This window comes from Corynebacterium sp. HMSC064E07 (assembly GCF_001815745.1).
In the GTDB taxonomy this organism is placed as follows: domain Bacteria; phylum Actinomycetota; class Actinomycetes; order Mycobacteriales; family Mycobacteriaceae; genus Corynebacterium; species Corynebacterium jeikeium_D.
In genome coordinates this window covers 74,380-97,965 of record NZ_KV821793.1, presented here as the reverse complement: position 1 = coordinate 97,965, position 23,586 = coordinate 74,380, and the positions used below count along the sequence as shown (strand labels likewise).

Here is a 23,586-nt window from a genome sequence, read left to right as displayed (position 1 = left end):
CAGCGACAATTACCGCGGTCACACCGCGATAACCACAAAGGACTGACTGATTTATGAGCACAGATAACATGTTCCGGTGGGATCAGGACGACGCCGGAATCGTCACCCTCACCATGGATGACCCGAATGCGCCGGTCAACACCATGAACAAGACCTTCCAGGACGACATCTGCGCCACCGTGGAGCGCCTGGAAAACGAAATTGGCGACGGCTCTGAGACCTCCATCAAGGGCATCATCATCACCTCTGCGAAGAAGACCTTCTTCGCAGGCGGCGACATCAAGCAGATGTCCAAGGCCACTGAAGACGATGCAGCTGACATGTTCGGCATGGTCGAGGACATGAAGGCCTCCCTGCGTCGCCTGGAGAAGCTCCCGGTGCCGATTGTTGCTGCCATCAATGGCGCAGCACTGGGCGGCGGCCTCGAGGTCGCGCTGGCTGCTAACCACCGCGTTGCTGCCGATGTCCGCGGTTCCAAGATTGGCCTGCCAGAGGTCACCCTCGGCCTGCTGCCGGGTGGCGGCGGCGTTTCCCGCGTCGTGCGCATGCTGGGCATTCAGGACGCGCTGATGAAGGTCATTCTGACCGGCGCTCAGATGAACCCGGGCAAGGCCCTCGCAGCTGGCCTCGTTGACGAGGTTGTTGCTCCGGAGCAGCTCATCGACACCGCCCGCGCATGGCTGACCAGCGAAGACGCCAAGGCCGCACAGCCGTGGGATGAGAAGGGCTTCAAGATCCCAGGCGGTGACCCGAAGACTCCTAAGTTCGCAATGAACCTGCCGTCCTTCCCGGCAAACCTGACCAAGCAGCTCAAGGGCTCCCCGATGAAGGCTCCGCGCCTTGCGATGCAGGCTGCCATCGAGGGCTCTCAGGTCGACATCGACACCGCACTGCGTATCGAGTCCCGCTACTTCACCGAACTGGTCACCGGTACCCAGTCGAAGAACATGATGCAGGCGTTCTTCTTCGACCTCAACCACGCTCAGGGCGGCGGCTCCCGTCCGCTGCAGGCTGACGGCACCCCGTACCCGAAGCGTGAGTTTAAGAAGGTGGCCGTTGTTGGCGCCGGCATGATGGGCGCAGGTATCGCCTACGTGTGTGCAAAGGCTGGCATGGAAGTTGTCCTGAAGGACATTTCCCTGGAGAACGCCGAGCGCGGCAAGTCCTACTCCGAGGGCCTGGAGGCGAAGGCTCTCAAGCGCGGTCGCACCACTGAGGAGAAGTCCGCAGCACTGCTGAACCGCATCAAGCCGACCGAGTCCTACGACGACCTGGCCGACGTCGACCTGGTCATTGAGGCCGTCTTCGAGAACACCGACCTCAAGCACAAGGTTCACGCCGAGATCGAGGCCGCAGTTCCGGAGACCTGCATCCTGGGCTCCAACACCTCCACCCTGCCGATTACCGAGCTGGCTTCCCACGTCAAGCGTGAGAAGGACTTCATCGGCCTGCACTTCTTCTCCCCGGTGGACAAGATGCAGCTGATTGAGATCATCTCCGGCGACAACACCGACCCGGCAATCCTCGCCGCTTCGCTGGACTTCGCTGTTGCAATCCGCAAGATCCCGATTGTTGTCACCGACTCCCGCGGTTTCTACACCTCCCGCGTCATCGGCACCGTCATCAACGAGGCCCTGCGCATGGTCGCTGAGGGCTACGACCCGGCCATCATCGAGGCCGCTGGTCGCCAGGCTGGTTACCCGGCACCGCAGCTCCAGCTTGCCGACGAGCTGAACCTCAAACTCATGGAGAAGATCGCTGGCGAGACCCGCGCTGCCGCCGAGGCTGCAGGCCAGACCCTGGACGAGGGCGGCGTACCGGCTCTGGTCGAGGCCATGCTGCACAAGTTCGAGCGCCCGGGCAAGCTCGAGGGCAAGGGCTTTTACGAGTACGTCGACGGCAAGCGCTCCGGTCTCTGGCCGGGCCTGTTCAACGAGCTCCGCGAAGAGCTGAACATCACCCCGATCGCTCCGGAGGACACCGACCTGCAGGAGCTGGTTGACCGCATGCTCTTCATCGAGGCCATCGAGACTCAGAAGTGCGTCGACGAGGGCGTTCTGCTTCACGACGCCGACGGCAACATCGGCTCCATCTTCGGTATCGGCTACCCGGCCTGGACCGGTGGTACTCGCCAGTTCATTAAGAACTACGACGGCGCCACTGTTGTCGACCCGGCCGCAGCTCACCCGGAGCGCCGCGGCGTCGCGGGCTTCGTCGAGCGCGCCGAAGAGCTGGCCGCTAAGCACGGTGAGCGCTTCAACGCTCCGGAGTCCCTGAAGAAGTAAGGCTACCCCGAGCGCACCCCGGTTGCTGGAATTGTTCCAGTAACCGGGGTTTTTCGCCTTCGAGATCACCTCTACGCGCGTAGCACCGCTGAACGCACCAGCGCGCCAACCCCAATTCGGCCTACCCGTTAAACTGCGCACATGGCTCGAAATGTCGCTGATCTTCCCACCGCACTGCCTGAACTCGCTATCTCCCAGGAGGGATTCGCCGCCCCATCACCGCAGCTGGTCATGCTTAACGACGAGCTCGCGACCCAACTCGGTCTCTCCCCACAGTGGCTCCGGTCAGACGCTGGCCTGAAGTTCCTCACTGGCCGCGGCGCCGATCACGGAGTCGGCCAGGAAACCGATACCCCACTCGGCGCATACACAACCCCGATGGCCACGGCCTATGCCGGCCACCAGTTCGGCAACTTCGCAGGCCTACTCGGTGATGGTCGCGCGCTCTTGCTTGCCACAGTTGAGGCTGAACCGGGGCTGACTGGGCTGCACTGTCCGCCTAACCAGCCCGACTGCCCCAAAGAGACAACCCACAGCGACAACACCCAGTCCTACGAGATTCAGGCGAAAGGCACCGGCCCCACGCCCTTTTCCCGTGGCGGTGACGGCAAAGCCACGCTGACCTCCGCGCTGCGGGAGTACCTCATCAGCGAAGCCATGTATGCGCTCGGCATCCCCACCACCCGCGCGCTGGCGGTCATCAAAACCGGCGAAGAGATTTACCGCGGCTCGCAAACCCCATTCGACAACACCGACCCCACCACCGAACTTCAACCGGGTGGCATCGTCGTGCGCGTAGCATCCAGCCACCTGCGAGTTGGCACGTTCGAGCTGGTCGCTCGCTCCGGAACGGACACCGGAATCATGGATCGGCTCATCGAGTTCGCCGCGCAGCGGCATGGCTACGAGGGTTCGGCGGAGTCGGTTCTCCGGGACGTCGTCAAGCGGCAAGCTAATCTCGTTGCGGCGTGGCTGGCCTGTGGATTTGTCCACGGCGTGATGAACACCGACAATGCCAGCATCGCGGGCGAGACCATCGACTTTGGGCCGTGTGCGTTTCTGGATGCGCACGATCCGCGGGCGGTGTTTAGCAGCATTGATCGCGGCGGTCGATACGCGTTCGGCGCGCAGCCAACAATCGCGGGGTGGAACATGTCGAAGCTCGCGGAGACTTTGCTACCGCATTTCGCAGGCACCCCGGAGGATGCCCTCACACGCGCCCGCGACATCCTGGGAGAATTCGCCGACGAGTTCACCGATGCGCTCAGCCGCAGGTGGCTGCCCAAGTTGGGGATTCTCCCCTCGCTTTACGACGACCCGCTGGCCACCCCCTTGGTACAGCAGTGGCAGGCGTTGCTGGCGAAGTTTGGGCTCGACCACACGAATGCTCATCGGGCGCTGATTGAGGTTCTTGCCAGCGATGATGGGCAGGATTTCACTGCGCTGACCGCGCTGACCAGACTGTCTGATGATCCTGCGTTCCCCGCTGCCGCGACTGAGTGGAGGCAGTTGTGGCAGCGGACGCGGGAGGAGCTGGGAATCGACCAGACGACGGCCCTGGCACTTATGGAGGAAACGAATCCGCTGTATATTCCGCGAAACTACCTGGTCACGGAAGCGTTAGCGGCGGCAGGGGCGGGGGATCTGACCGACTACCGGCACCTGCTGGAGGCGGTAACCAACCCCTTTGAGTCGCAAGACGTCCCTGCGGGGTTCACGGAGCCGGCACCGCGGGAGTTGGGTGCTTTCCACTCGTACTGTGGGACTTAATGCGCTGCCTCTCCGCCTCCTCCAAAGTCCACTTCCTCTTCCAAAGCCCACTTCACGACACAGGTGTCACCTCGTGCCAGCTGTGGAGGTGGCACGAGGTGACACCTGTGTCGTGAAGTCGCGGATGGGGCCGGACAGGAGCCCGGCGGTGGGACAGCCAGAAATTCAGCAGCCCCAACCCCTGCGGGGGTGCCAGGATGTTACAACGTTGCACCACTGCACAGGATTAACTCCCCAATCGAGGGTAAAAGACACCGTCAAATAAGGGATGGTTCGCCTGATTAATACTCATATGTTTTTTGGACTTGTATGGTTAGAGACTGTATTGAACGGTCGTATCCAAACCTTAGAGCCCACCACACCCAAGTTGTCACCACCACCATTGCCTATGCAGGTGGGAGGTGGGTATCTAAGTCATTTGGAGTGAGCCGATCACCAAATTCATATCGCCTATCTGGCAGAATCTAGAAAGGCTCGCGATGCATAGACCCGTTGCCTCCGGCCCCTTCCACACCCGGCAGAAACTCCGGCGGAAGCTCCGACAGCGAGAGAAGTCCCGTGCCACAAAACTGCACGCAACAACGCTCAGCGGAAAAGGAAAGTTCACGCTGCATGTCCGCCAGATCCTGGCGGCTTTGCTGGTAATCGCCTTGCCAGGAAGCGCGCTCGCTGCCTGCAGCACTGACCAGCAACAGGTCGGCGCGGGGTTCATTGTGGTCCAGAACTCCGAACCACAGTCGCCGCTGTACACCACTGACACCAATGAAACCGGTGGTGGCGATATCCTCCGCATGCTCTACTCAGGTCTGGTGCGCTACGACACCGACGGCTCGATGATCCTGGACCATGCGGCAGAAATTAAGCCCAACGAGGACTCGACCCATTTCGACATCACGCTAAAACCGGGCTGGACCTTCCACAACGGCGAACCAGTCACCGCGCAGAGCTACATCGATGCCTGGAATTACGCTGCCTACGGCCCGAACCTGCAGAAGCAGCAGTCCTTCTTCGCCAACGTGCAGGGTTTTGATGCTGTTTCGGGAGAAAAGGCCACGGAGAAAACACTCTCCGGCCTGAAAAAGGTCGATGACCTGAGGTTCACCGTGGATCTGACCAACCCAGATTCTTCCTTCCCGCTCAGCCTCGGCTATGTCGCGTTTATGCCGCTGCCGAAGGCCGCGTTCGAAGACAAGAAGGCTTTCGGTGAACACCCAATCGGCAATGGACCGTACAAGATGGCCGAAGGCCGCGCTTGGCTGCACAACAACCAGCTAACTGTGGTTCGCAATGATGACTTCGCCGGTGAGCACAAGGCCCGTAACAACGGCCTGGTATACCGCTTCTACTCGGACGTGGACACCGCATATGCAGACCTCCAGGCCGGCCGCCTGGACACGCTGCCACGCACAATTCCACCAACGGCTCTCGCCAGCTTCCAAACCGACTTCCCCGACTCCAGCGCAAATGTCCCGACCTCGTCTTCGCAGTACTTCGCAATTCCGCGAAATCTGCCAGGTTTTTCGGGTGAAGAGGGCAAGCTTCGTCGTCAAGCGATTTCTATGGCGATTGACCGGAAACTAATCACTGAGAAGATTTTCTTCGACACCCGCACCCCGGCGCGCGAGTTCAGCTCGTTGACGCTCGGCGACCTTGATCCGAACGTACCTGGCCAAGAGGTCCTGGAATACAACCCGAAGAAGGCCCGTCAACTGTGGGCCGAAGCCAACAAAATTGCGCCGTTTACCGGCTCGTTCGACATTGCCTACAACGCCGACGGCGGACACCAGCAGTGGGTCGAAGCGGTGACCAACATGATTGGCGAGACCCTCGGCATCGATTCCCACGGCAAGGCCTACCCGACGTTCAAGCAGCTGCGCGATGAAATCTCCAACGAGACCATCACCAGCGGCTACCGCACTGGTTGGGCAGCTGACTACCCATCTGTGGCCAACTACATGCTTCCGCAGTTCGTCACTGGTGGCTCCTCGAATGACTACCACTACTCCAATCCGGAGTTCGACAAGCTGATTCAGGAGGCTGCCTCGGCAAAGAGCGCAGAAGATGCCAAGCCGATTTATGTCAAGGCTCAGTCTGTGCTGATGGAGGACCTGCCAGCGATTCCGCTGTGGTACCCCAATGCTTCGGTGGCGTGGAACCCGAAGCTGCGCAATGCCGTAGTGATGTGGGACGGCATCTTGGACTACCCAATGATTGAGAAGGACTAGCACCATGGGTTGGTATATCGGAAAGAGACTCCTGCAGATGGTGCCGGTATTCTTCGGTGCCACACTGCTGATTTATGCAATGGTCTTCGCCATGCCAGGCGACCCCATTGCCGCACTGGCTGGCGATAAGCAGCTGCCACCGGAGCAGGTTGCAGCGCTACGCGCCCACTACCACCTGGATGAGCCTTTCCTCGTCCAGTACTGGGAGTACCTCAAGGGCCTGTTCACCCTGGATATGGGCGAGACCTTCTCCGGCCGCTCGGTCGGCGAGGAAATCGCGCTGGCTTTCCCTATTACGATTCGCCTGGCGCTGATGGCCGTTGCCATTGAGGCCATTTTCGGTATTGGCCTCGGCGTTATTGCCGGTATGCGCAAGGGCGGCTTCTTCGACTCCACCGTTCTGGTGATGTCCCTGCTGGTTATCGCAACTCCGACCTTCGTGCTCGGCTTCGTGGCCCGCTACCTCTTCGGTGTGCGCTGGGAGATCGTCTCCCCCACCGTTGGTAGCGATGCCTCCTTTACCTCCCTACTACTTCCGGCATTCGTGCTGGGTCTCGTCTCGGTTGCTTATGTTCTGCGACTGACGCGCTCCGAGGTCTCGTCGGCACGCCATGCTGACTTCGTACGCACTGCCCGCGCCAAGGGCTTGCCAACCTCTGAAGTCACCCGTCGCCACATCTTGCGCAACTCGCTAATTCCCGTTGTGACCTTCATCGGCGCTGATCTCGCGGCTCTGATGGGCGGCGCAATTGTCACCGAGGGCATCTTCAACGTGCCAGGTATCGGTGGCCTGATCTTCCACGCCGTCCAGATTGGTGAAGCTCCCACCGTGGTCAGCATCGTGACCATCCTGGTGGTTATTTACATGTTCGCCAACTTGCTCATCGACTTGCTCTACGCAGTCCTGGATCCGAGGATTCGTTATGCCTAAGCCAGATTCGACGCAGTTAGATTCGACTCAGCCAGAAAAGCAGTCCAACGCCGCGCATACCGGCACCGCACAGTCCGGCACCACCCAGGCCAACGCCGCACAGGCACCAAACCCGGCGACGAACCCCGACCACAAGCAGTTGCCGGATACCCCACCACTGGGGCTCTGGGGTTCGGCCTGGCAGAACCTGCGTTACCGCCCACTGTTCTGGGTTTCCGCATTCATTATTTTGCTCTCCATCGCAGTGGCCGCGTTCCCGTCACTGTTCACCTCTGTGGATCCGACGGCGGCAAACCTGCGTGACTCGCTGGCCCCGGCCCGCGACGGCCACCCGATGGGCTTCACTCAGCAGGGCTACGACGTCTACGCCCGTGTCATCTACGGTGCCCGCGCCTCGGTCATCGTCGGCATCGGCGTCACCCTGGCCGTGACCGTGGTGGGCATCATCCTCGGTGCCATCGCTGGCTATCTCGGCGGTTGGGTCGACGCGGTGCTCTCCCGCATCACGGACATGTTCTTTGCCATCCCCCTGATTCTCGCCGGCATCGTGCTGATGCAGCTGTTTACCGAACGCACCATCTGGTCCGTGGTCTTCGTGCTCGCTGCTTTCGGCTGGCCGCAGATGGCGCGCGTGGTGCGTTCCTCGGTGATCTCGGTGAAGAACGAGGAATACGTCACCGCCTCCAAGGCGCTCGGTCTGTCCAGCACTGGCATTCTCTTCCGCCATGTGCTGCCGAACTGCCTCGCCCCTGTCATCGTCATGGCCACGACCTCGCTGGGTATTTACATCGTCGCCGAGGCCACGCTGTCCTACCTGGGCATTGGCCTGCCGACGACCACCGTTTCCTGGGGCAACGACATCTCTGTCGCACAGCAGGTGCTCCGCCAGGCCCCGTCCAACCTGTTCTGGCCAGCACTCGCCCTGGCGATTACCGTTCTCGGCTTCATCCTCATGGGTGACGCTTTGAAGGATTCTCTCGACCCGAAGGAGCGTCGTCGATGAGCACCGACACCAATACTTCCGCAGCGCCCATTCTCACCTTGAAGGATGTCTGCATTGGCTTTCCGACGACCACAGCGTCCGGCCGCCGCAGTAAATCGTTGACCGATGTCGTGCATGACGTCGACCTTGAGGTTTTCCCCGGTGAGACGGTCGCCATTGTCGGCGAGTCCGGCTCGGGTAAGTCCACCACTGTCCACGCCGCGCTGGGGCTGCTGCCCGGTGATGGTGAAGTCACCGGTGGCACCATCACCTTCGATGGCCGTGACATCACACACCTGACCGACCGCGAGTTTGTTAGCATCCGCGGCAACGGCATCGGCCTGGTCCCCCAGGATCCGATGACCAATCTCAATCCAGTGTGGACCGTCGGTTCCCAGATTAAGGAGGCGCTGCGCGCCAACAACATCGCCACTGGCTCCGAGGCCCACAAAAAGGCGATTGAGCTGCTGGAACAGGCTGGCCTGCCGAACGCTAAAAAGCGTATCGACCAGTACCCGCACGAGTTCTCCGGTGGTATGCGCCAGCGCGCGCTTATCGCGATGGGCTTGGCCGCGCACCCAAAGCTGCTGATTGCCGATGAGCCCACTTCCGCTCTCGACGTGACCGTGGCGAAGAAGATCCTCGACCACCTCGACAAGCTCACTAGCGAACTCGGCACGTCCGTGGTGCTTATTACCCATGACCTCGGTTTGGCTGCCGAGCGCGCTGACCGACTCGTCGTTATGCAAGCAGGACGTGTCGTGGAGACCGGCCCTGCCCTGCAAGTTCTCACCCGCCCGCAGCATCCATACACCAAGCAGCTAATCGCGGCGGCTCCATCGCTGGCTGCCCGGCGCGGTGATCGCGTGGTGGCGGCGCCGACGACATCGGATGCGGACCAGAAGGAGATTCTGGTCGCGAAGAACTTGGTGCGCGACTTCGCCATCCGCGGCGACCGTCCGTGGCGCAAGGATTCCTTCCGCGCCGTCGATGACATCAGCTTTACGCTGCGTCGCGGTCGCACCATCGGAATCGTGGGCGAATCCGGTTCGGGCAAGTCCACTGTCGCCAACATGGCGCTGGGGCTGCTCGATCCGACCGAAGGCGAAGTGCTTTTCGACGGCAAACGCGTCCAGGGCCGGAATCGTAAAGAGGAGCTGGAGCTGCGGCGTCGCATTCAGCCGATTTTCCAGAACCCGTATGCGACGCTGGACCCGATGCGCACGGTGCATTCCTCCATCGAGGAGCCGCTGCGGATTCACAAGATTGGCACCAAGAAGGAGCGTGAGCAGCGCGTATTCGAGCTTCTCGACCGCGTCGCTCTTCCCGCGGAAATGGGGCGCCGCTTCCCCGGTGAGCTGTCGGGTGGTCAGCGTCAGCGTGTGGCGATTGCGCGTGCACTGGCCCTGAACCCTGAGGTTGTGGTCTGTGACGAGGCGGTGTCAGCACTCGACGTGGTGGTGCAGGCTCAGGTGCTCGAACTACTCGCCGAGCTGCAGGAAGAGATGGATTTGGCCTACCTGTTTATTACGCACGACCTCGCTGTGGTGCGGCAGGTGGCTGATGAGGTCATCGTGATGGAGCACGGCAAGATGGTTGAACACCGTCCGACCGACGATCTCTTCGATCACCCGGAGAAGGAATACACCCAGCGGCTGCTGGACGCCATCCCTGGTGCGTCGTTGGATTTGGATCTGTAGCTGGGCGGTGGCCTGTTTCCCCAGGGCACTTCGCTCCGCCCCCCTTCTGGGCCACTTCACGACACAGGCGTCACCTCGTACCAGCTGTGGAGGTGGCATGAGGTGACATAGGTGTCGTGAAGTGGCTGGGCGATTTTGAGTCGGAGCGGATTGAGCGAGAGAAGAGAGAAAGCTATCCGGAAAGACCGTCCAGACAGCCTGCTAGTCCTCCGGAGCAAGCTCGCTTTCAGTAACCCACTTGTGGTTCTTCATGGTCATGCCATCATCGTCAATATCGACCATGTACACCGGCTCCTGGGTGGAGTAGTCAACAGTGCCCTTGGCCCCCTTCATGCCCGCCATATGCTCGGCGTTGATGGTGATCTCGGAGCCGTCGGCAAGCGGTGCTTCGCCTGGGTTCTCCAGCTCCTCATGAACGACCCAGCGGTGGTCCTTCACCGGCTCACTGCCATCGGTCGGGGTGTAGGAAACGGAGTAGGTTGTGGTGGTGAAAACACCAACAACCTTGCCTTCTGCACCCTTCATGCCCGGCATGTGATCGGCGAGAACCTGCACTTCACTGCCGACCGGGAACTTCGCGTTGTCCGCCGCAATCATTCCCTCTGGAGCCGGACCACCATCGGCCGGATGGTCATGGCCGGCCATCGCGTCATCACCCTGGTCACCATGACCGCCATGCTCATCGGCATCGTCCATATCATCCATGTCGTCATGCCCCTCAGAGCTGGTGGCCGACACGGAAGAGCTGGTTTCGCTAACAGTGCTGCTTGCCTCAGTACTAGCCGAATCATCGGAGGAGCAACCGGCCAGCACAAGGACGCTGGCGGCACCCGCGGCTACGAGAGCATCTAGTGGTCGAATATTCTTTGCCATGGTTGAGCTCCTTTGTTGTTGATGTCAATCAATCTATGCCCTCACCCTAACAACGCTCCCCCGCCGTCACCATGCCTTACTTCCCGCGGCGGACGGAAATCGTCCAGCCAGCTTCACCGGTCTGCTCAAAGTTGGTGACCTCGTGGCCATCCTTCGCAGCCCAGCGCGGAATCGCATCCGTGGCCTGGGTGCAGTCGAATGGGATCACCAGCTCCTCGCCGACCTCAATCTTGTTGATCGCGTCCTTGGCCTCGATCAGCGGGAATGGGCACACCGCGCCGACGGTGTCGAGCTCGTAACGCCCATCGCCCAGTGGCGTGAGCTTGCCGTCTTCCTGCTTGACGACGCTCCGGTCGAGCAACGCTACCGGCGCGACAGTAAAGGCACCCGCCAGCGGGGAGGCCTCGGTGCCAGCGGCACCGGCACCTTCGCTACCCGGCAGGGACACAGGCGAAGTAGCAGTCGAAGTGACCGGAGCAGTTGCCGATACCGCTGTGTCGTTGGTGGTGGAAGGGGTGCTCGGGACGTCGTTAAGCGAAGGTGCGGACGGCTTCAGCCAGAGCTTTGCGGCGATAGCGACACCTGCGGCGATGGACGCCAGTGCGAGCCAACCCTGGTAGCTGAACAGCGAGGTCTGGACCATGCCGTTACCGACGGTGCAGCCGCCGGCCCACGCAGCGCCGACGCCCATGCAGATGCCGCCGACGACCGAGCGTGCGCCCTGGGTTGCGTCCGGGACGCGGAGGCGGAATTCACCGGAGGCCTTAGCCGCGATGAAGGAGCCAACGAGGATGCCGAGGACGAGGAGGACGCCCCAGTCGAAACGCTCAGTGTCACCAGTGACAACGTAGTTGGCAAGGTTGGAGGACGGAGTCGTGATGCCGAGGCCGTCGTTGCGGCCGGTGGCAGCGGACAGCGGCCATGCGATAACGCCGAGCACACCAACGGCAACAGCGGTGGCGTAAACATGCCAGGGCTTTTCGGCCAGGATGTGTGCCAGGCCGGTCTTGCGCGGCGCCAGAGTGGCCGGGCGCGGGCCGGAGAATTCTTCGCGCAGGAAGCGGACAGCGAAGTATGCCGTGACGGCGCTCAGCGCGATGACCAGTGGCCAGATGCTAATGCCCAGAGAGGCGTGGATGCTGGTCAGGCCGACGGTGCGGTCCTTCAGGGAATCCTGCAGGCCGTTGAGGAAGCCAGTCTTCATGGCAGCAGCGGATAGGGCGTAAAAGACCAGTGCGATCCAGGAGCCGATCAGGCCCTCACCGGAGCGGTACCAGGTACCCGAGGCGCAGCCACCGGCCAGGACGATACCCAGTCCGAAGATAACGCCACCGACAATAACGGCCAGCGGTGCCAGCTCGTTGTATTCGGGAGTAATCACGCCGGCGCTGGTCAGTGCGGCCAGGCCGATGGCGTGGACGGAAATAACAATCAGCAGGGCGACAAAGCCGCGCCAGCTGCGCTGAGTGAAGATGTCGCGCAAGAAGCCGGTGACGCAGAAGCGTCCTCGCTGCATAACAAAGCCGAGCACGGCACCCAGCGCTAGTCCTGAAATGAGCATGAGAGTGTTTCTCCTAAATTTATGAGCCAGTCCGCCATCAAAGCCATAATGAACAGACCTGTCTATTAGTGGATTAGAAGCTACTCTACACAGCGAAAAAAGTCCAACTTAATGAAGTTTTCACAGGGTAGAACACCTGCCAATAGACAGACCGAACCGTATAGTTGCTGGTGAGAAGCGCAAGTTGTGGCAAGCTAAAACACTATGAGCGCACAGAATTCAGCCCTGGTTGGACACCAGCGACACCAGCGGCTCCTTGCGATGCGCTCGATACTCGACCTTCCTTTTACCCATGCTTTCGCCCTTGACCCTCAGGCGGTCATCGATATTTCCGGCGTGGCCCGCCTCAACGAGCTCAATGCCAAAAATGTCGTGACAATCGACAGCTTGCGTTCACTCGCCCACACCAACACGCAGGACTTTTACGCCATCGATGACGCGGCAGAAGCTCTGGGCACCGCCTTGCGAATGGCGATTTCCTCCCGGCAGCTACTCTGGTTCAGCTCGCTGCCCGAAAGTGATGTGAAGAAGGTACAAAACATCCTCGGCGGCGACATCGTTCATGTGGTGGGCCCGGAACTGGCCGTCGATAAGCTCGATGGCAGTACCCTCGAGCTTCCCACTGCGCTGAAACAGCGCGGAGAACCACTGGTGCCCATCGCTATCTCGCCAAGCGAGCTGGTGCAGGCCTGGGCACACGGCAGTCTCGAGCAGCAAAAACTGCTCGCTTACCTGCTGGAGGGAACAAATACGCTGGTCATGCAGCAAAAGGATCTGCATGCACTACGCAAAGTCGGGACCAAACTCATCGAGCGCAACCCCGTGTGGCGCCTGCTCTACAACCCGAAAGTGTTGGCCTACCTGGTGGTGATGGTCTACTCTTCGCTCCGCGCGCTACCTGTGGTTTTCGTCCCCGGATTCCACGGCAATGTCTGGGTGCTGTGGAGCATCGACATCATTACCGCTATCCCCTACACCTGGGGAATTGTCGAGATGATCACCGGCCGCTCATTCGGCCGAAGAATGCTGGGGCTCCTGATCACCCTAGTGACTTTCGTCTCGCCTTACGTCTACTTCTGGGCCAATGGGCGCGATTATCCGATGTGGGTCACCATCTTTGTCATCGCGTTAATTGTCGCAGCCTGCGCCGTCGAATACGTCCGCTGGCTGCGCGACCGCGCCATCTCCGCAATCCTGCGCCAACCACCCACCAACTGCCGCTAGCGACCGCTAAGCGAGCGCCGCACGCCGCCAATAATCAGCCAGGCACCGGCGGCAACGTTGACAGCCACAAGCCCGTGGATAGACGCCTTGCTTAACGACGCTGCCATCGTCTCACTTGCGATAAGCATGCCGGTCGAGACAATCCAGATGAACGTTGCGGCAATGTTGGCAATCCGGCCGCGTTCCACGCGGAATGGATGCGTGTAGTGCAGCGGCACCAGCGTCATTGCGCTGAAGATAAAAATGGCAGCGATGCACACCGCCATGGGCGCGTTCCATACCCACAGCAAGACTGCCACGATGTTCCACGCGGCAGGGAAACCAACGAAGTAGTAGTCGCCGGACTTGGCGGCTTCGTTGGCATAGCAGAACATCGACGACACCAGGACCAAAATAATCAGGGCAATCGCCAACGGCCGTGGCCCCAGTGGCAGATACATAACCATGAAAGCCGCGGGTATGGCGGTCCAGGTGAGATAGTCGACGATGTTGTCCACCACTGCGCCGTTAAACCACGGGACGACTTCCTTGATGTGATGCTTACGCGCCATATTGCCGTCGACACCATCGACGACGAGGGCAATGCCCAGCCAGAGCCACATCCAATGTGGGCTGCCCTCCAGCAGTGCGACCGCAGCCAGCGTTGCCCACACCAAACCGGTCAGCGTGAAGGCATGCACAGCCCAGGCGATGACATGCTGGCGCCAGGTGAAGCGGGTGAAGGTCGCGGCGGTGCTGGCAGTATCGGCGCAGGCAGTATCTGGCCCACTGGCGGTACTAGAACTGGCATTGTCGGAGCGGGTAGTAGCGTTCACGGCAGATGTCCTTTAGAAAACACAACGCGCACAACTGCAAACCTTTATCGCAGTTGTGCGCAGAGTCGATTTTTTCAATCGGTGAGTATAACGGCCGATGGGTCGTTTTCCCGTATTATTGCTCGGGCTTGTGCCGAGTTATTTAACGACGATCCTCGAACCAACCGGTAACCGCCGGTGCTGTGTTCTCGTAGACCAGCTTGGCTTCGGTGTACTCCTCCAGGCCGGTCGGGCCCAGCTCACGGCCAATACCGGACTGACCAAAGCCACCCCACTCGGCCTGTGGCAGGTAGGGGCCAAAGTCGTTGATCCAGACGGTACCGTGACGCAGCTCGCGGGAAACGCGCTCAGACACCTCGCGGTTGGATGACCACACCGCACCGGCCAGGCCGTATTCGGTGTCGTTGCCGATCTCGATGGCCTCGTCAACCGTGGTGAAGGTCTCCACCGTCACCACCGGTCCAAAGGCTTCGTCGTGAACGCAGTCCATTTCGCGGGTGACCTGGTCAATCACGGTTGGGAGGTAGAAGTAGCCGTCGGCAAGCGAGGCGGAACCATCGGCGGTGGTGCCCGTGGCAATCTCGCCGCCTACGCGCACGCGTGCGCCCTGCTCACGAGCTCGATCGACGTATGCCGCGACCTTATCCAGGTGCTGCTTCGAAATCAGCGCACCGGTCTCGGCCTTCTCGTCGAGCGGACCGCCGAGCTGGATGTGTCCGGCGCGCTCGACCAGATCGTCGACAAACTTCTCGGCGATGGACTCCTCCACAATCAAGCGAGCGCCCGCCGAGCACACCTGACCGGAGTGCAGGAACGCAGCATTGAGGGCATTGTCCAAAGCGGCTTCGTAATCGGCGTCGGCGAAGATGATGTTCGGGTTCTTGCCGCCGAGCTCAAGCGCGACCTTCTTCACAGACTTAGCCGCTTCACCAGCAATAATCTTGCCAGTGACAAGACCGCCAGTGAAGGAGACCATGTCCACCTTCGGATGCGAGGACAGCGGTGCGCCCGCTTCGGCACCGGCTCCGGTAATGAGGTTGGCAACGCCCGCCGGAACACCCAGATCATCGATGACGTGCATGAGCAGAATTGCTGTGTGCGGAGTCAGCTCCGCCGGCTTGAGCACAAAGGTATTGCCCGTGGCCAGCGCCGGTGCGACCTTCCATGCGGTCTGCAGCAGTGGGTAGTTCCACGGCGTAATCAGACCACAGACACCGACGGGCTCACGCACAATACGCGCGACGACGGACGGGTCATCCGCATCCACGAGACGACCGGCATCATTGCCCGCGAGCTTCCCGAAGTACTCAAAGCAGGCGATGATGTCATCCATATCGGCTGCCGCCTCAGGCAGGCGCTTGCCGGTATCCATAGCCTCTGCCCAGGCAAATTCGTCCTTGCGCTGCCTGATGGCAGCACCGATATCGAGTACCAACTTGCTGCGCTCAGCTGTGCTCCAGGATGCCCAGGAACCTTCTCCGGTACGTCGGAAAGCAGCGTCGGCGGCGGCGATGGCACGCTCGGTGTCGGTTGCGTCTGCTTCTGCGACCTCGGCGATGAAAGAGCCGTCGGCCGGGCACTCGATGGTGCGAGTGTTGCCAGCGGCTGCAGCGGACCAGGTGCCGTTGATAAACAGCGTGGCGGCCCCTTCGTGAGATTTGGCGGTCTCGGGTGCGAGAGCCTTATCAGTAGTGGAAGGCTTAAAGGTCATTTAGGAATCCTCCTTGGCGTAGTCATCAGACCATTCGCGGACAGGTTCGGCATTATCGGACAGATCTGAGGTGCCCGGGAGATCAGACTGCATATGCAGGAACTCCAAGTGCCGTTCGTAGAGGTCGAGGACGTCGGAAATCAGCTGCTCTTGGGTGTAGCCATAGACGTCGTAGCCGAGCGAGCCGGTAAGCGTGAAGACCTCGAGACGGTAGTAGTAAATATCAGCATCACTGTCCAGGTGTACCAGGCCAGCGAAAGACGGCGTCAAGTGTTCAACCGGATAGACCTGGTAGCGGAAGCTCATCTCCTCGCCGAAACCGACCTGCAGGTCAATCTGGTCGATGCCAACTTCTTCTGCTGGTTCACGGTGCAGCGTCACTTCGCCGCCACGATCCCTGATAGCTTCTGCCACCTGTTCAAGCGCGGGCTGTACCACTCGGTCGAGGTAGCGCATGACTGGCTTCTTGCCCGGGAAGGACATGGAGCGGGCAAGTCGCTTACGCCAGTCGCCCTGTTCGCCATCTACGGCGCGGCCCGACATCGCCCCATGGAGGGCTCGACGTGTCGAATCCTGTTGCAGCAGCTCCAGTCGCAGCGACTTAAAGAGGCCATACATCACCAGATAGATGACAAAGGCGAACGGCAGGCCCATCACAATCGTCGCGGACTGCAGTGTCGGAATACCGCCGACGTAGAGCATCGCGATGGTCAGCACACCGACCACGACAGCCCAGAAAATACGGGTCCACTTCTTACCGTCCTGCTGTGTGTCGGTGATCTTCGAAGTGAAGTTACTCATCACCAGTGCTGCCGAGTCAGCCGAGGTGATGTAGAGCAGCAGACCGATCAGGGAGGCGACTGCCGCCACCAACATCGGTGCCGGGTACTGCTCTAGCAGAAGGTAGAAGGCGCGCTCCGGGTAATCCAATGCAGTCTGCCCAAACTCCGAATCGCCACCGATAACCAGGTCCAGAGCCGAGTTACCGAACACCGATACCCACATCAGAACGAAGAGGAATGGAATGGTCAGCGTGCCGACGACAAACTGACGCAGACTACGGCCACGGGAAATGCGAGCCAGGAACAAACCGACGAATGGAGCCCAGGCCACCCACCAAGCCCAGAAGAACAGAGTCCAGGCGTTCAGCCATTCCTGTGCGCCCGAGAAGGCGTAGGTATCCATAGTCATGGACGGGAACTTGGAGACGTACTCACCGACGTTCATCACCAGGGCGTCAAACAGGAACGCGGTGCGGCCAGTGACCAGGATGTAGAGCATCAAGCAGATGGCCAGGCCAACGTTGAGCTCCGAGAGACGACGAATTCCCTTGTCAACACCGGAAACTGCGGAGGCGATAGCCACCGCTACAGCCACCACGATTAGAGCAATCTGCCAGGACGTACTCTCCTCCACCCCGAACAGCACGCGCAGACCGTAATTCAGCTGGACGACGCCGATACCCAGCGAAGTTGCGACACCGAAAACGGTACCGAGCATCGCTGCGATTTCGACCGCTTCACCAGCGGGGCCGTGGATGCGCTTGCCAATGATTGGGTAGAGCGCCGAGCGAATGGTCAGTGGCATGTTCAAGCGGTAAGCAAAGTAGCCGAAGGCCATGCCCATCAGCGCGTAGAGCGCCCAACCGGTCACGCCGTAGTGGAAGAGCGTAAAGACGACTGCCTGACGCGCGGCTTCGATGGTCTCCGCATCTCCGGTCGGCGGGCCATAGTACTGTGCCACCGGCTCTGCTACCGAGAAGAAGAGCAAGTCAATGCCGATACCTGCGGCAAAGAGCATAGAGGCCCAAGAAAACAGGCCGAACTGAGGTTTGGCGTGATCGGGGCCGAGCTTAATCTGCCCCGTTCGCGAGATGGCGATGTAGAGCATGAAGAGCACTGCCACCGTCGCGGTCACGATATAGAACCAGCCGAAGTTCTTTGATACCCAGGCGACAATGCCAGCGAGGGTGTCCGCCGCGTTGTCCGGGGCAAAAATAGCCCACAGGGCAATGGCGAGAATGCCAACGCCTGAAATAATAAATACGGGCCAGTTGACCTCAGGTTCAGAAGTTGCACTCGTTTGCGATTGTTGCGAAGGGGCAGGCATTGATCGCTGCAGTTCTTGTGGCGATAATGACTTCCCCTCCGCCTCATTCTCTGTTGGCGGAGTATCAGACATAGGAAAATCCTTCAGATTCGGGAACTAATTCAGCATACCTAGTTTGCATAATCCTTCAAACCGTAAAAGGCGGCCACAAAGGATTTTTCTCTCCCAGCATTACCCTCCCCACCTGCAAATATACCTAGTTTTCAAAGTATTTAAAATCGTTCTAACTGGAACTGAATGACAATTGTGTGTCATTCTATATAGGTGAAGGGGACTTGAGATACGCCTCCGGCCATTTATTCTAATACCAATATATAGGGCCAGACTTTAAATACGACTCGAGGCTTATCGCAGTCCTTGAAACCCATTCCGATTTACATCGGCAAACAACCTACGGAGGTACACCAGAACATGGGAGCTTTCCCGGCTGTCTTCAACTTCGGTAAAAAGAATGGCAACACCACAGTCGAACACCGCGACGTCGTCATCGTTGGCGCGGGCTCTGCCGGCTCTGTGCTGGCTAACCGGCTGTCCGCAGACCACACTCAGCAGGTGCTCGTACTCGAGGCCGGCCGCATGGACTCCCTCTGGGACCTCTACATTCACATGCCTTCGGCGTTCTCCTTCCCAATCGGTAACAAGTACTACGACTGGAAGTACGAATCCGAGCCGGAACCGGAGATGAACGGTCGCCGTATCTACCACGCCCGCGGCAAGGTCGTCGGCGGTTCCTCCTCCATCAACGGCCAGATCTACCAGCGCGGTAACCCCATGGACTACGACAAGTGGGGCGACACCAAGGGGCTGGAGAACTGGGGCTGGAACCACGTTCTGCCTTACTTCAAGCGCATGGAAAATGCGCTCGGCTCCGACAAGGACGACCCGCGCCGTGGCCACGACGGGCCGCTGCGCATGAAGCGCGGTCCGGCCGATTCTCCGCTGTTCAAGGCCTTCTTCAGGTCTGTTCAGCAGGCCGGCTACAACTACACGCCGGACGTCAACGGCTACCGCCAGGAGGGCTTCGGTCCCTTCGACGCGAACATCGACAAGGGCCGTCGCCTCTCCGCTGCCCGCGCATACCTGCACCCAGCCCTGCAGCGTCCAAACCTGGAGCTTCGCACCCGCGCAGAAGCCACCCGCATCCTCTTCGAGGGAACCAAGGCCGTCGGCATCGAGTACACCTGGAAGGGTCGTACACACCAGGTGCGAGCAGACAAGGTCATCCTCTGCGGTGGCGCTTTCAACTCTCCGCAGCTGCTCGAGGTCTCCGGCGTTGGCGATGAGAAGATTCTGAATGCCGCCGGAGTGAACGTCGTCAAGCACCTGCCTGGTGTCGGCGAAAACCTGCAGGACCACCTGGAGGTCTACATTCAGTACAACGCCACCCAGCCGGTGTCTTCACAGCCGTACCTGGAGAAGTGGCGTTGGCCGTTCATCGGTCTGTGGTGGATGCTCACCCACAAGGGCCCGGTGGCAACGTCGCACTTCGAGGGTGGCGGTTTCGCGCGCTCCAACGACAACGAGCCCTACCCGAACCTGATGTTCCACTTCCTGCCGCTGGCCATGCGTTACGACGGCACGAAGATCGATAGCCCGCACGGTTTCCAGTTCCACGTTGGTCCGATGTACTCGGATGCCCGTGGCCATGTCCACATCACCTCCTCGGACATCAAGGTCAAGCCGTCGATCCTGTTCAACTACCTGTCCACTGATCAGGACCGCCGTGAATGGGTCGAGGCTGTGAAGGTCTCCCGTAAGCTGCTGGACACTCCGGCAATGAAGGAGTACACCGACGGCGAGATTTCCCCGGGTGCAGATGTGCAGACCGACGAGGAAATCCTCGAGTGGGTCCGCAAGGATGCCGAGACCGCACTGCACCCATCCTGCACCTGCAAGATGGGCCCGGCCTCCGACGAGATGGCCGTGGTCGATCCGGAGACCATGCAGGTCCACGGCACCGAGGGCCTCTACGTGGTTGACGCTTCGGTCATGCCGGGCATCACCAACGGCAATATCTACGCACCGACTATGATGATTGCCGAAAAGGCCGCTGACCTCATCGCCGGCAAGACCCCGCTGGCACCGCAGGACATTCCGTTCTACCGCGCTGGCCAGGGTATGCCGCTGGATCCGCCGGAGAGCACCAAGTAGTTCTTGAGTTCTTGAGGCGGTAGCGCGGCGTCTATTGCGCAACGTCGTTCGTCGGCATTGGCCGGGTTCTCCCACGCGGGGGAATCCGGCCTTAGTGTTACTCTCGCCCCTATGAGCAGTACAACCTCGCAGACACTCGAAAACCTCCGACGCTCATCAATCATTTTGGCGCCGATGGCCGGTGGCCCATCCACGCCCGAACTCGTCGCTGCCGTTTCCAATGCTGGCGGGGTTGGCACCCTTGCCGCCGGATATCTCACTGTCGAAAAGCTCACTGAACAAGCACGGAAGACGTGCGCACTGCTTGACGACGGCAAAGGTTTCGGCATCAACCTCTTCTGCCCCAACACTGCTGACGCCGGTATCGGAACCTCAGAGGAGGAACTTGCTCAGTGGACCGCTTTTCGTAATCGTCTGGCGCCGGCCGCTGCCCACTTCGACATCGACTTGCCTGACACTCCGACCTGGTCAGATGACTACTTCTCGGCGAAAGTCGAGGCAATTCTCGCTGATGACTTTCTGCCCAATCCCGATGCCCTGAAGTTCGTCTCCTTTACCTTTGGCTACCCAGATAACGAGGTCATTGCTCGGGTAAAGGAATCAGGCCGCAAAGTGATTTTGAATGCGACCTCAATTGAGGGTGTACAGGCGGCGGCGAAGGCTGGCGCTGATCGCATTGTCCTGCAGGGACTAGCTGCGGGTGGGCACCGCGCATTTGTGAAGGGGAAGGATTCGTCCGACAGCATTGGGGCCTCTGTGGAAGAGCTCGCCCAAGCAGTCACCGAAGCATGTGCAGTTACCAATGTTCCCATCATCGCCGCTGGTGGGGTGGGTAACCGAGAGGACGTCGTCAAGCTTGTGGAAGCCGGCGCGGTGGCTGTGCAAGCTGGCACACGGTTCCTCACCACCGCGGAGGCGGGTACGAAGGAGACGCACCGACGGGCACTGCGTGATTTGGTGGGGCGTGACACCGTTTTGACTCATGCTTTTTCCGGCAAGCCAGCGCGTGCCATCGAGAACACGTTTACCCGGGAGTTTTCTAGGGTCGCGCCGGAGCTTTACCCGCAACTGCACTACTTGACCACACCGCTTCGCGGCGCGGCGAATAAGGCCGTCGATCCCGAGTATCTCAATTTGTGGGCAGGTATTGCGTTTGCGCAGTGCACGAATCAATATGCGGCGGATGTTGTTGCGGAGCTTTCCGGCTTGGCCGAGTAATACGAAGCCGCCGATGCTACAAACTGCAAAATGACCAGCCCCGGACATATATCGCGGCTGGTCATTTGGCTTTATTTGTGACGACGACTTTTATGGCGACGGCGCGGTTGTGGCGTTAAGCGTCTAGCAGCCAATCGTTCGGGCTGAACAGCTCGAAGTGAACGTTATCGCGAGCAACACCGCGATCGGCGAGCTGCTGGCGAATGGCCTGCAGGAAGCCGTTGCCACCACAGAGGTAGAACTGAGCGCCCTCCGGCAGCTCCGCATCCGCCAGATTCATCAAATCCGGCTCGTACCACACCTGCTGGCGAGCATTGGTCAGAGCGGCGACAGCATTGTCACGCTCTGCGCGCAGGGCATCTGCGGTTTCTGCACGGTCCGCGTGGAGGACGACAACATCTCGCTTAGAGTCGCCAGCCACCAGGGCATCCAACATGCCGATCATGGGAGTGGCACCAATACCTGCGGAAATAAGCACCACCGGGTCGTTTGATTTGGTGTCCAACACCAGGTCACCTGCCGGCAGAGAGATCTCGATGGCATCGCCCGGCTGCACCTTTTCCCACAGCTGTGTGGAAACTTCGCCAGCCGGCAGGTCCTCAGAGGCATCGACACGACGAACCGCGAAGGTCAGAACACCTTCCTCGCCGCCGACCAGAGAGTATTGCCGTAGCTGGCCGGCGCCGTCCGGCATGGTCTGACGCACAGAGATGTACTGTCCCGGGAGGTAGGAAACGGGGGTTTCGTCGTCAAGCTTGACGGAGAACACTGCGACGTCATCACCGCGCTCTTCACGGGAGACGACATGAGCGGCGCGGAAGACATCTCCTGCTTCGACACCGAGGTCGTCATAGAGCCCCTTCTCGAAGTTGATGAGAACGCGCTGCATCTCCAGGTAGACGGCATCCCATGCGTCGCGGACAGCCCCCTGAAAGACCTCTGGGGTGAGGATTTCCTCGATGGCATCGAAGAGGTGCTTGTGTACGATTGGGTACTGCTCCGGCTTGATGCCAACGGAGATGTGCTTGTGGCCGATGCGGGAAAGCAGTTCTTCCGGGGCGGGAGCATCTGGGTCGACCAGGGTAGCTGCGAAGGTAGCGACGGATGCCGCCAGCGCCTTCTGCTGAGCACCTTGCTTCTGGTTGCCGCGGTTGAAGGTATCGGCAATGAGCTCCGGGTGAGCAGCGAACATCCGGTTGTAGAAGTTCGGCGTGATTTTCTCGATGTTGGCACCGACGACGGGCAGGGTTTGAGTGACGATTTCAGCCTGCTCTGGAGTCAGGCCGTTCTTGTTAACATTCAGGTTTGGCATGACTTCACAATAACACCATATTGCGCATTCTGTTTGCGTATTATTGCCCAATGGGGTCCATAACTACTCTTTGTGGTTGAGTTTTACCCGTCTTGAACTGCACAAATGGCAATGTCGAAAACTTCACCAGAAAACTTCGACAGCACCATTTTTAGCTTTTTCAACCCGCGGTCAGACCTTCAGCTCTGCACCTAAACCGGACGAATATTGAGCTGGGTACTCCCCTGCGGACCGTCTCCCTCGGGGCGATTGACATCCACACCATTAGCCGATTTGGGCGGAATGAGATCAGCAATCAACACCGGATCCAGTGCGGCGAAGAACGCCTCCTGCGCAGCCGCTAACTTGCCACGCAACAGGCACGTCGGCAGTAATGGGCAGTCAGTGCCGACACAATCGACGACCTCGTTGTTTTCCAGAGTGCGCAGCAGCTTGCCGACGGATTTTTCCGTAGCCGACTCGCGCAGATAGATGCCACCATTGCGCCCCTTGACCGCCTCCAAGAAGCCGAGCTCCACAAGTCGTGAGACGACCTTGGAAACATGCGCGCGAGACGCATTGAGAGACTCCGCCACCTCAGCAGCGGTGTACTTCCGTCCCGGCTCCCCCATCGCCATCAAAGTGATGACACGCAGGCTCAAATCAGAGAAAAGCGTTAATTGCATTGCGTGTCACCCTTCATCGTTGTACTGCACAAACCACCCCCTTGCCAGCCACTT

Annotated in this window: 16 protein-coding genes; 9 read left to right on the top strand and 7 right to left on the bottom strand. The window is 60.0% G+C overall.

What is annotated here, in order from left to right:
* The first annotated feature begins 53 nt into the window (after positions 1-53).
* The 6 genes from HMPREF3053_RS00405 (at position 54) to HMPREF3053_RS00380 (ending at position 9,893) form a co-directional block, all read left to right on the top strand.
* Positions 54-2,285, top strand: coding sequence for a 3-hydroxyacyl-CoA dehydrogenase NAD-binding domain-containing protein (locus HMPREF3053_RS00405; RefSeq protein ID WP_049193177.1), 2,232 nt, complete (start codon positions 54-56; stop codon positions 2,283-2,285).
* Positions 2,286-2,426: 141 nt separating this feature from the next.
* On the top strand, positions 2,427-4,055 hold the full coding sequence (locus tag HMPREF3053_RS00400) for a protein adenylyltransferase SelO family protein (protein WP_070767102.1): 1,629 nt from the start codon (positions 2,427-2,429) through the stop codon (positions 4,053-4,055).
* Between the two features lie 479 nt (positions 4,056-4,534).
* Entirely contained in the window at positions 4,535-6,280 is a 1,746-nt protein-coding gene (locus HMPREF3053_RS00395; RefSeq protein ID WP_070767101.1) for a peptide ABC transporter substrate-binding protein, read from the top strand.
* 4 nt (positions 6,281-6,284) lie between these two features.
* A complete protein-coding gene (locus tag HMPREF3053_RS00390) occupies positions 6,285-7,211 on the top strand; it encodes an ABC transporter permease (protein WP_016421610.1) in 927 nt (308 codons plus the stop codon).
* Positions 7,204-8,214, top strand: coding sequence for an ABC transporter permease (locus tag HMPREF3053_RS00385; protein ID WP_070429422.1), 1,011 nt, complete (start codon positions 7,204-7,206; stop codon positions 8,212-8,214). The genes HMPREF3053_RS00390 and HMPREF3053_RS00385 overlap by 8 nt, the downstream gene beginning before the upstream one ends.
* Positions 8,211-9,893: a dipeptide ABC transporter ATP-binding protein gene (locus HMPREF3053_RS00380; protein WP_049171783.1), complete on the top strand. Its 1,683-nt coding sequence runs from the start codon at positions 8,211-8,213 to the stop codon at positions 9,891-9,893. The genes HMPREF3053_RS00385 and HMPREF3053_RS00380 overlap by 4 nt, the downstream gene beginning before the upstream one ends.
* 201 nt (positions 9,894-10,094) lie before the next feature.
* Here the strand turns inward: HMPREF3053_RS00380 and HMPREF3053_RS00375 are convergent, their stop codons facing one another.
* Together HMPREF3053_RS00375 and HMPREF3053_RS00370 are read right to left on the bottom strand one after the other, a co-directional pair.
* Positions 10,095-10,766: a YdhK family protein gene (locus tag HMPREF3053_RS00375; RefSeq protein ID WP_210400029.1), complete on the bottom strand. Its 672-nt coding sequence runs from the start codon at positions 10,764-10,766 to the stop codon at positions 10,095-10,097.
* Positions 10,767-10,842: 76 nt separating this feature from the next.
* Entirely contained in the window at positions 10,843-12,327 is a 1,485-nt protein-coding gene (locus HMPREF3053_RS00370) for a YeeE/YedE thiosulfate transporter family protein (RefSeq protein ID WP_070767100.1), read from the bottom strand.
* Positions 12,328-12,531: 204 nt separating this feature from the next.
* On the opposite strand from HMPREF3053_RS00370, the gene HMPREF3053_RS00365 reads away from it, so the two are divergent.
* Positions 12,532-13,551: a hypothetical protein gene (locus tag HMPREF3053_RS00365; protein WP_070652725.1), complete on the top strand. Its 1,020-nt coding sequence runs from the start codon at positions 12,532-12,534 to the stop codon at positions 13,549-13,551.
* On the opposite strand, the gene HMPREF3053_RS00360 is transcribed toward HMPREF3053_RS00365, so the two are convergent.
* The 3 genes from HMPREF3053_RS00360 to betT form a co-directional block, all read right to left on the bottom strand.
* Positions 13,548-14,366 (bottom strand): CDP-alcohol phosphatidyltransferase family protein, encoded by an 819-nt coding sequence (locus tag HMPREF3053_RS00360; RefSeq protein WP_080971496.1) that lies wholly within the window; start codon positions 14,364-14,366, stop codon positions 13,548-13,550. The genes HMPREF3053_RS00365 and HMPREF3053_RS00360 overlap by 4 nt on opposite strands.
* Before the next feature lie 142 nt (positions 14,367-14,508).
* Positions 14,509-16,077 carry an aldehyde dehydrogenase family protein gene (locus HMPREF3053_RS00355; protein WP_070595681.1) on the bottom strand — a complete coding sequence of 523 codons (1,569 nt, stop codon included), beginning with the start codon at positions 16,075-16,077 and terminating at the stop codon, positions 14,509-14,511.
* Positions 16,078-18,258: a choline BCCT transporter BetT gene (betT, locus tag HMPREF3053_RS00350; protein WP_070767099.1), complete on the bottom strand. Its 2,181-nt coding sequence runs from the start codon at positions 18,256-18,258 to the stop codon at positions 16,078-16,080. It lies immediately after the preceding gene.
* Positions 18,259-18,597: 339 nt separating this feature from the next.
* On the opposite strand from betT, the gene betA reads away from it, so the two are divergent.
* Positions 18,598-20,337: a choline dehydrogenase gene (gene betA / locus HMPREF3053_RS00345; RefSeq protein WP_070767098.1), complete on the top strand. Its 1,740-nt coding sequence runs from the start codon at positions 18,598-18,600 to the stop codon at positions 20,335-20,337.
* A gap of 111 nt (positions 20,338-20,448) precedes the next feature.
* A complete protein-coding gene (locus tag HMPREF3053_RS00340; RefSeq protein WP_065421657.1) occupies positions 20,449-21,555 on the top strand; it encodes an NAD(P)H-dependent flavin oxidoreductase in 1,107 nt (368 codons plus the stop codon).
* Between the two features lie 115 nt (positions 21,556-21,670).
* Here the strand turns inward: HMPREF3053_RS00340 and HMPREF3053_RS00335 are convergent, their stop codons facing one another.
* Entirely contained in the window at positions 21,671-22,867 is a 1,197-nt protein-coding gene (locus tag HMPREF3053_RS00335; protein WP_070767097.1) for a globin domain-containing protein, read from the bottom strand.
* A 191-nt stretch (positions 22,868-23,058) separates the two neighbouring features.
* On the bottom strand, positions 23,059-23,532 hold the full coding sequence (locus HMPREF3053_RS00330; protein WP_070767096.1) for an RrF2 family transcriptional regulator: 474 nt from the start codon (positions 23,530-23,532) through the stop codon (positions 23,059-23,061).
* Positions 23,533-23,586: the final 54 nt, after the last annotated feature.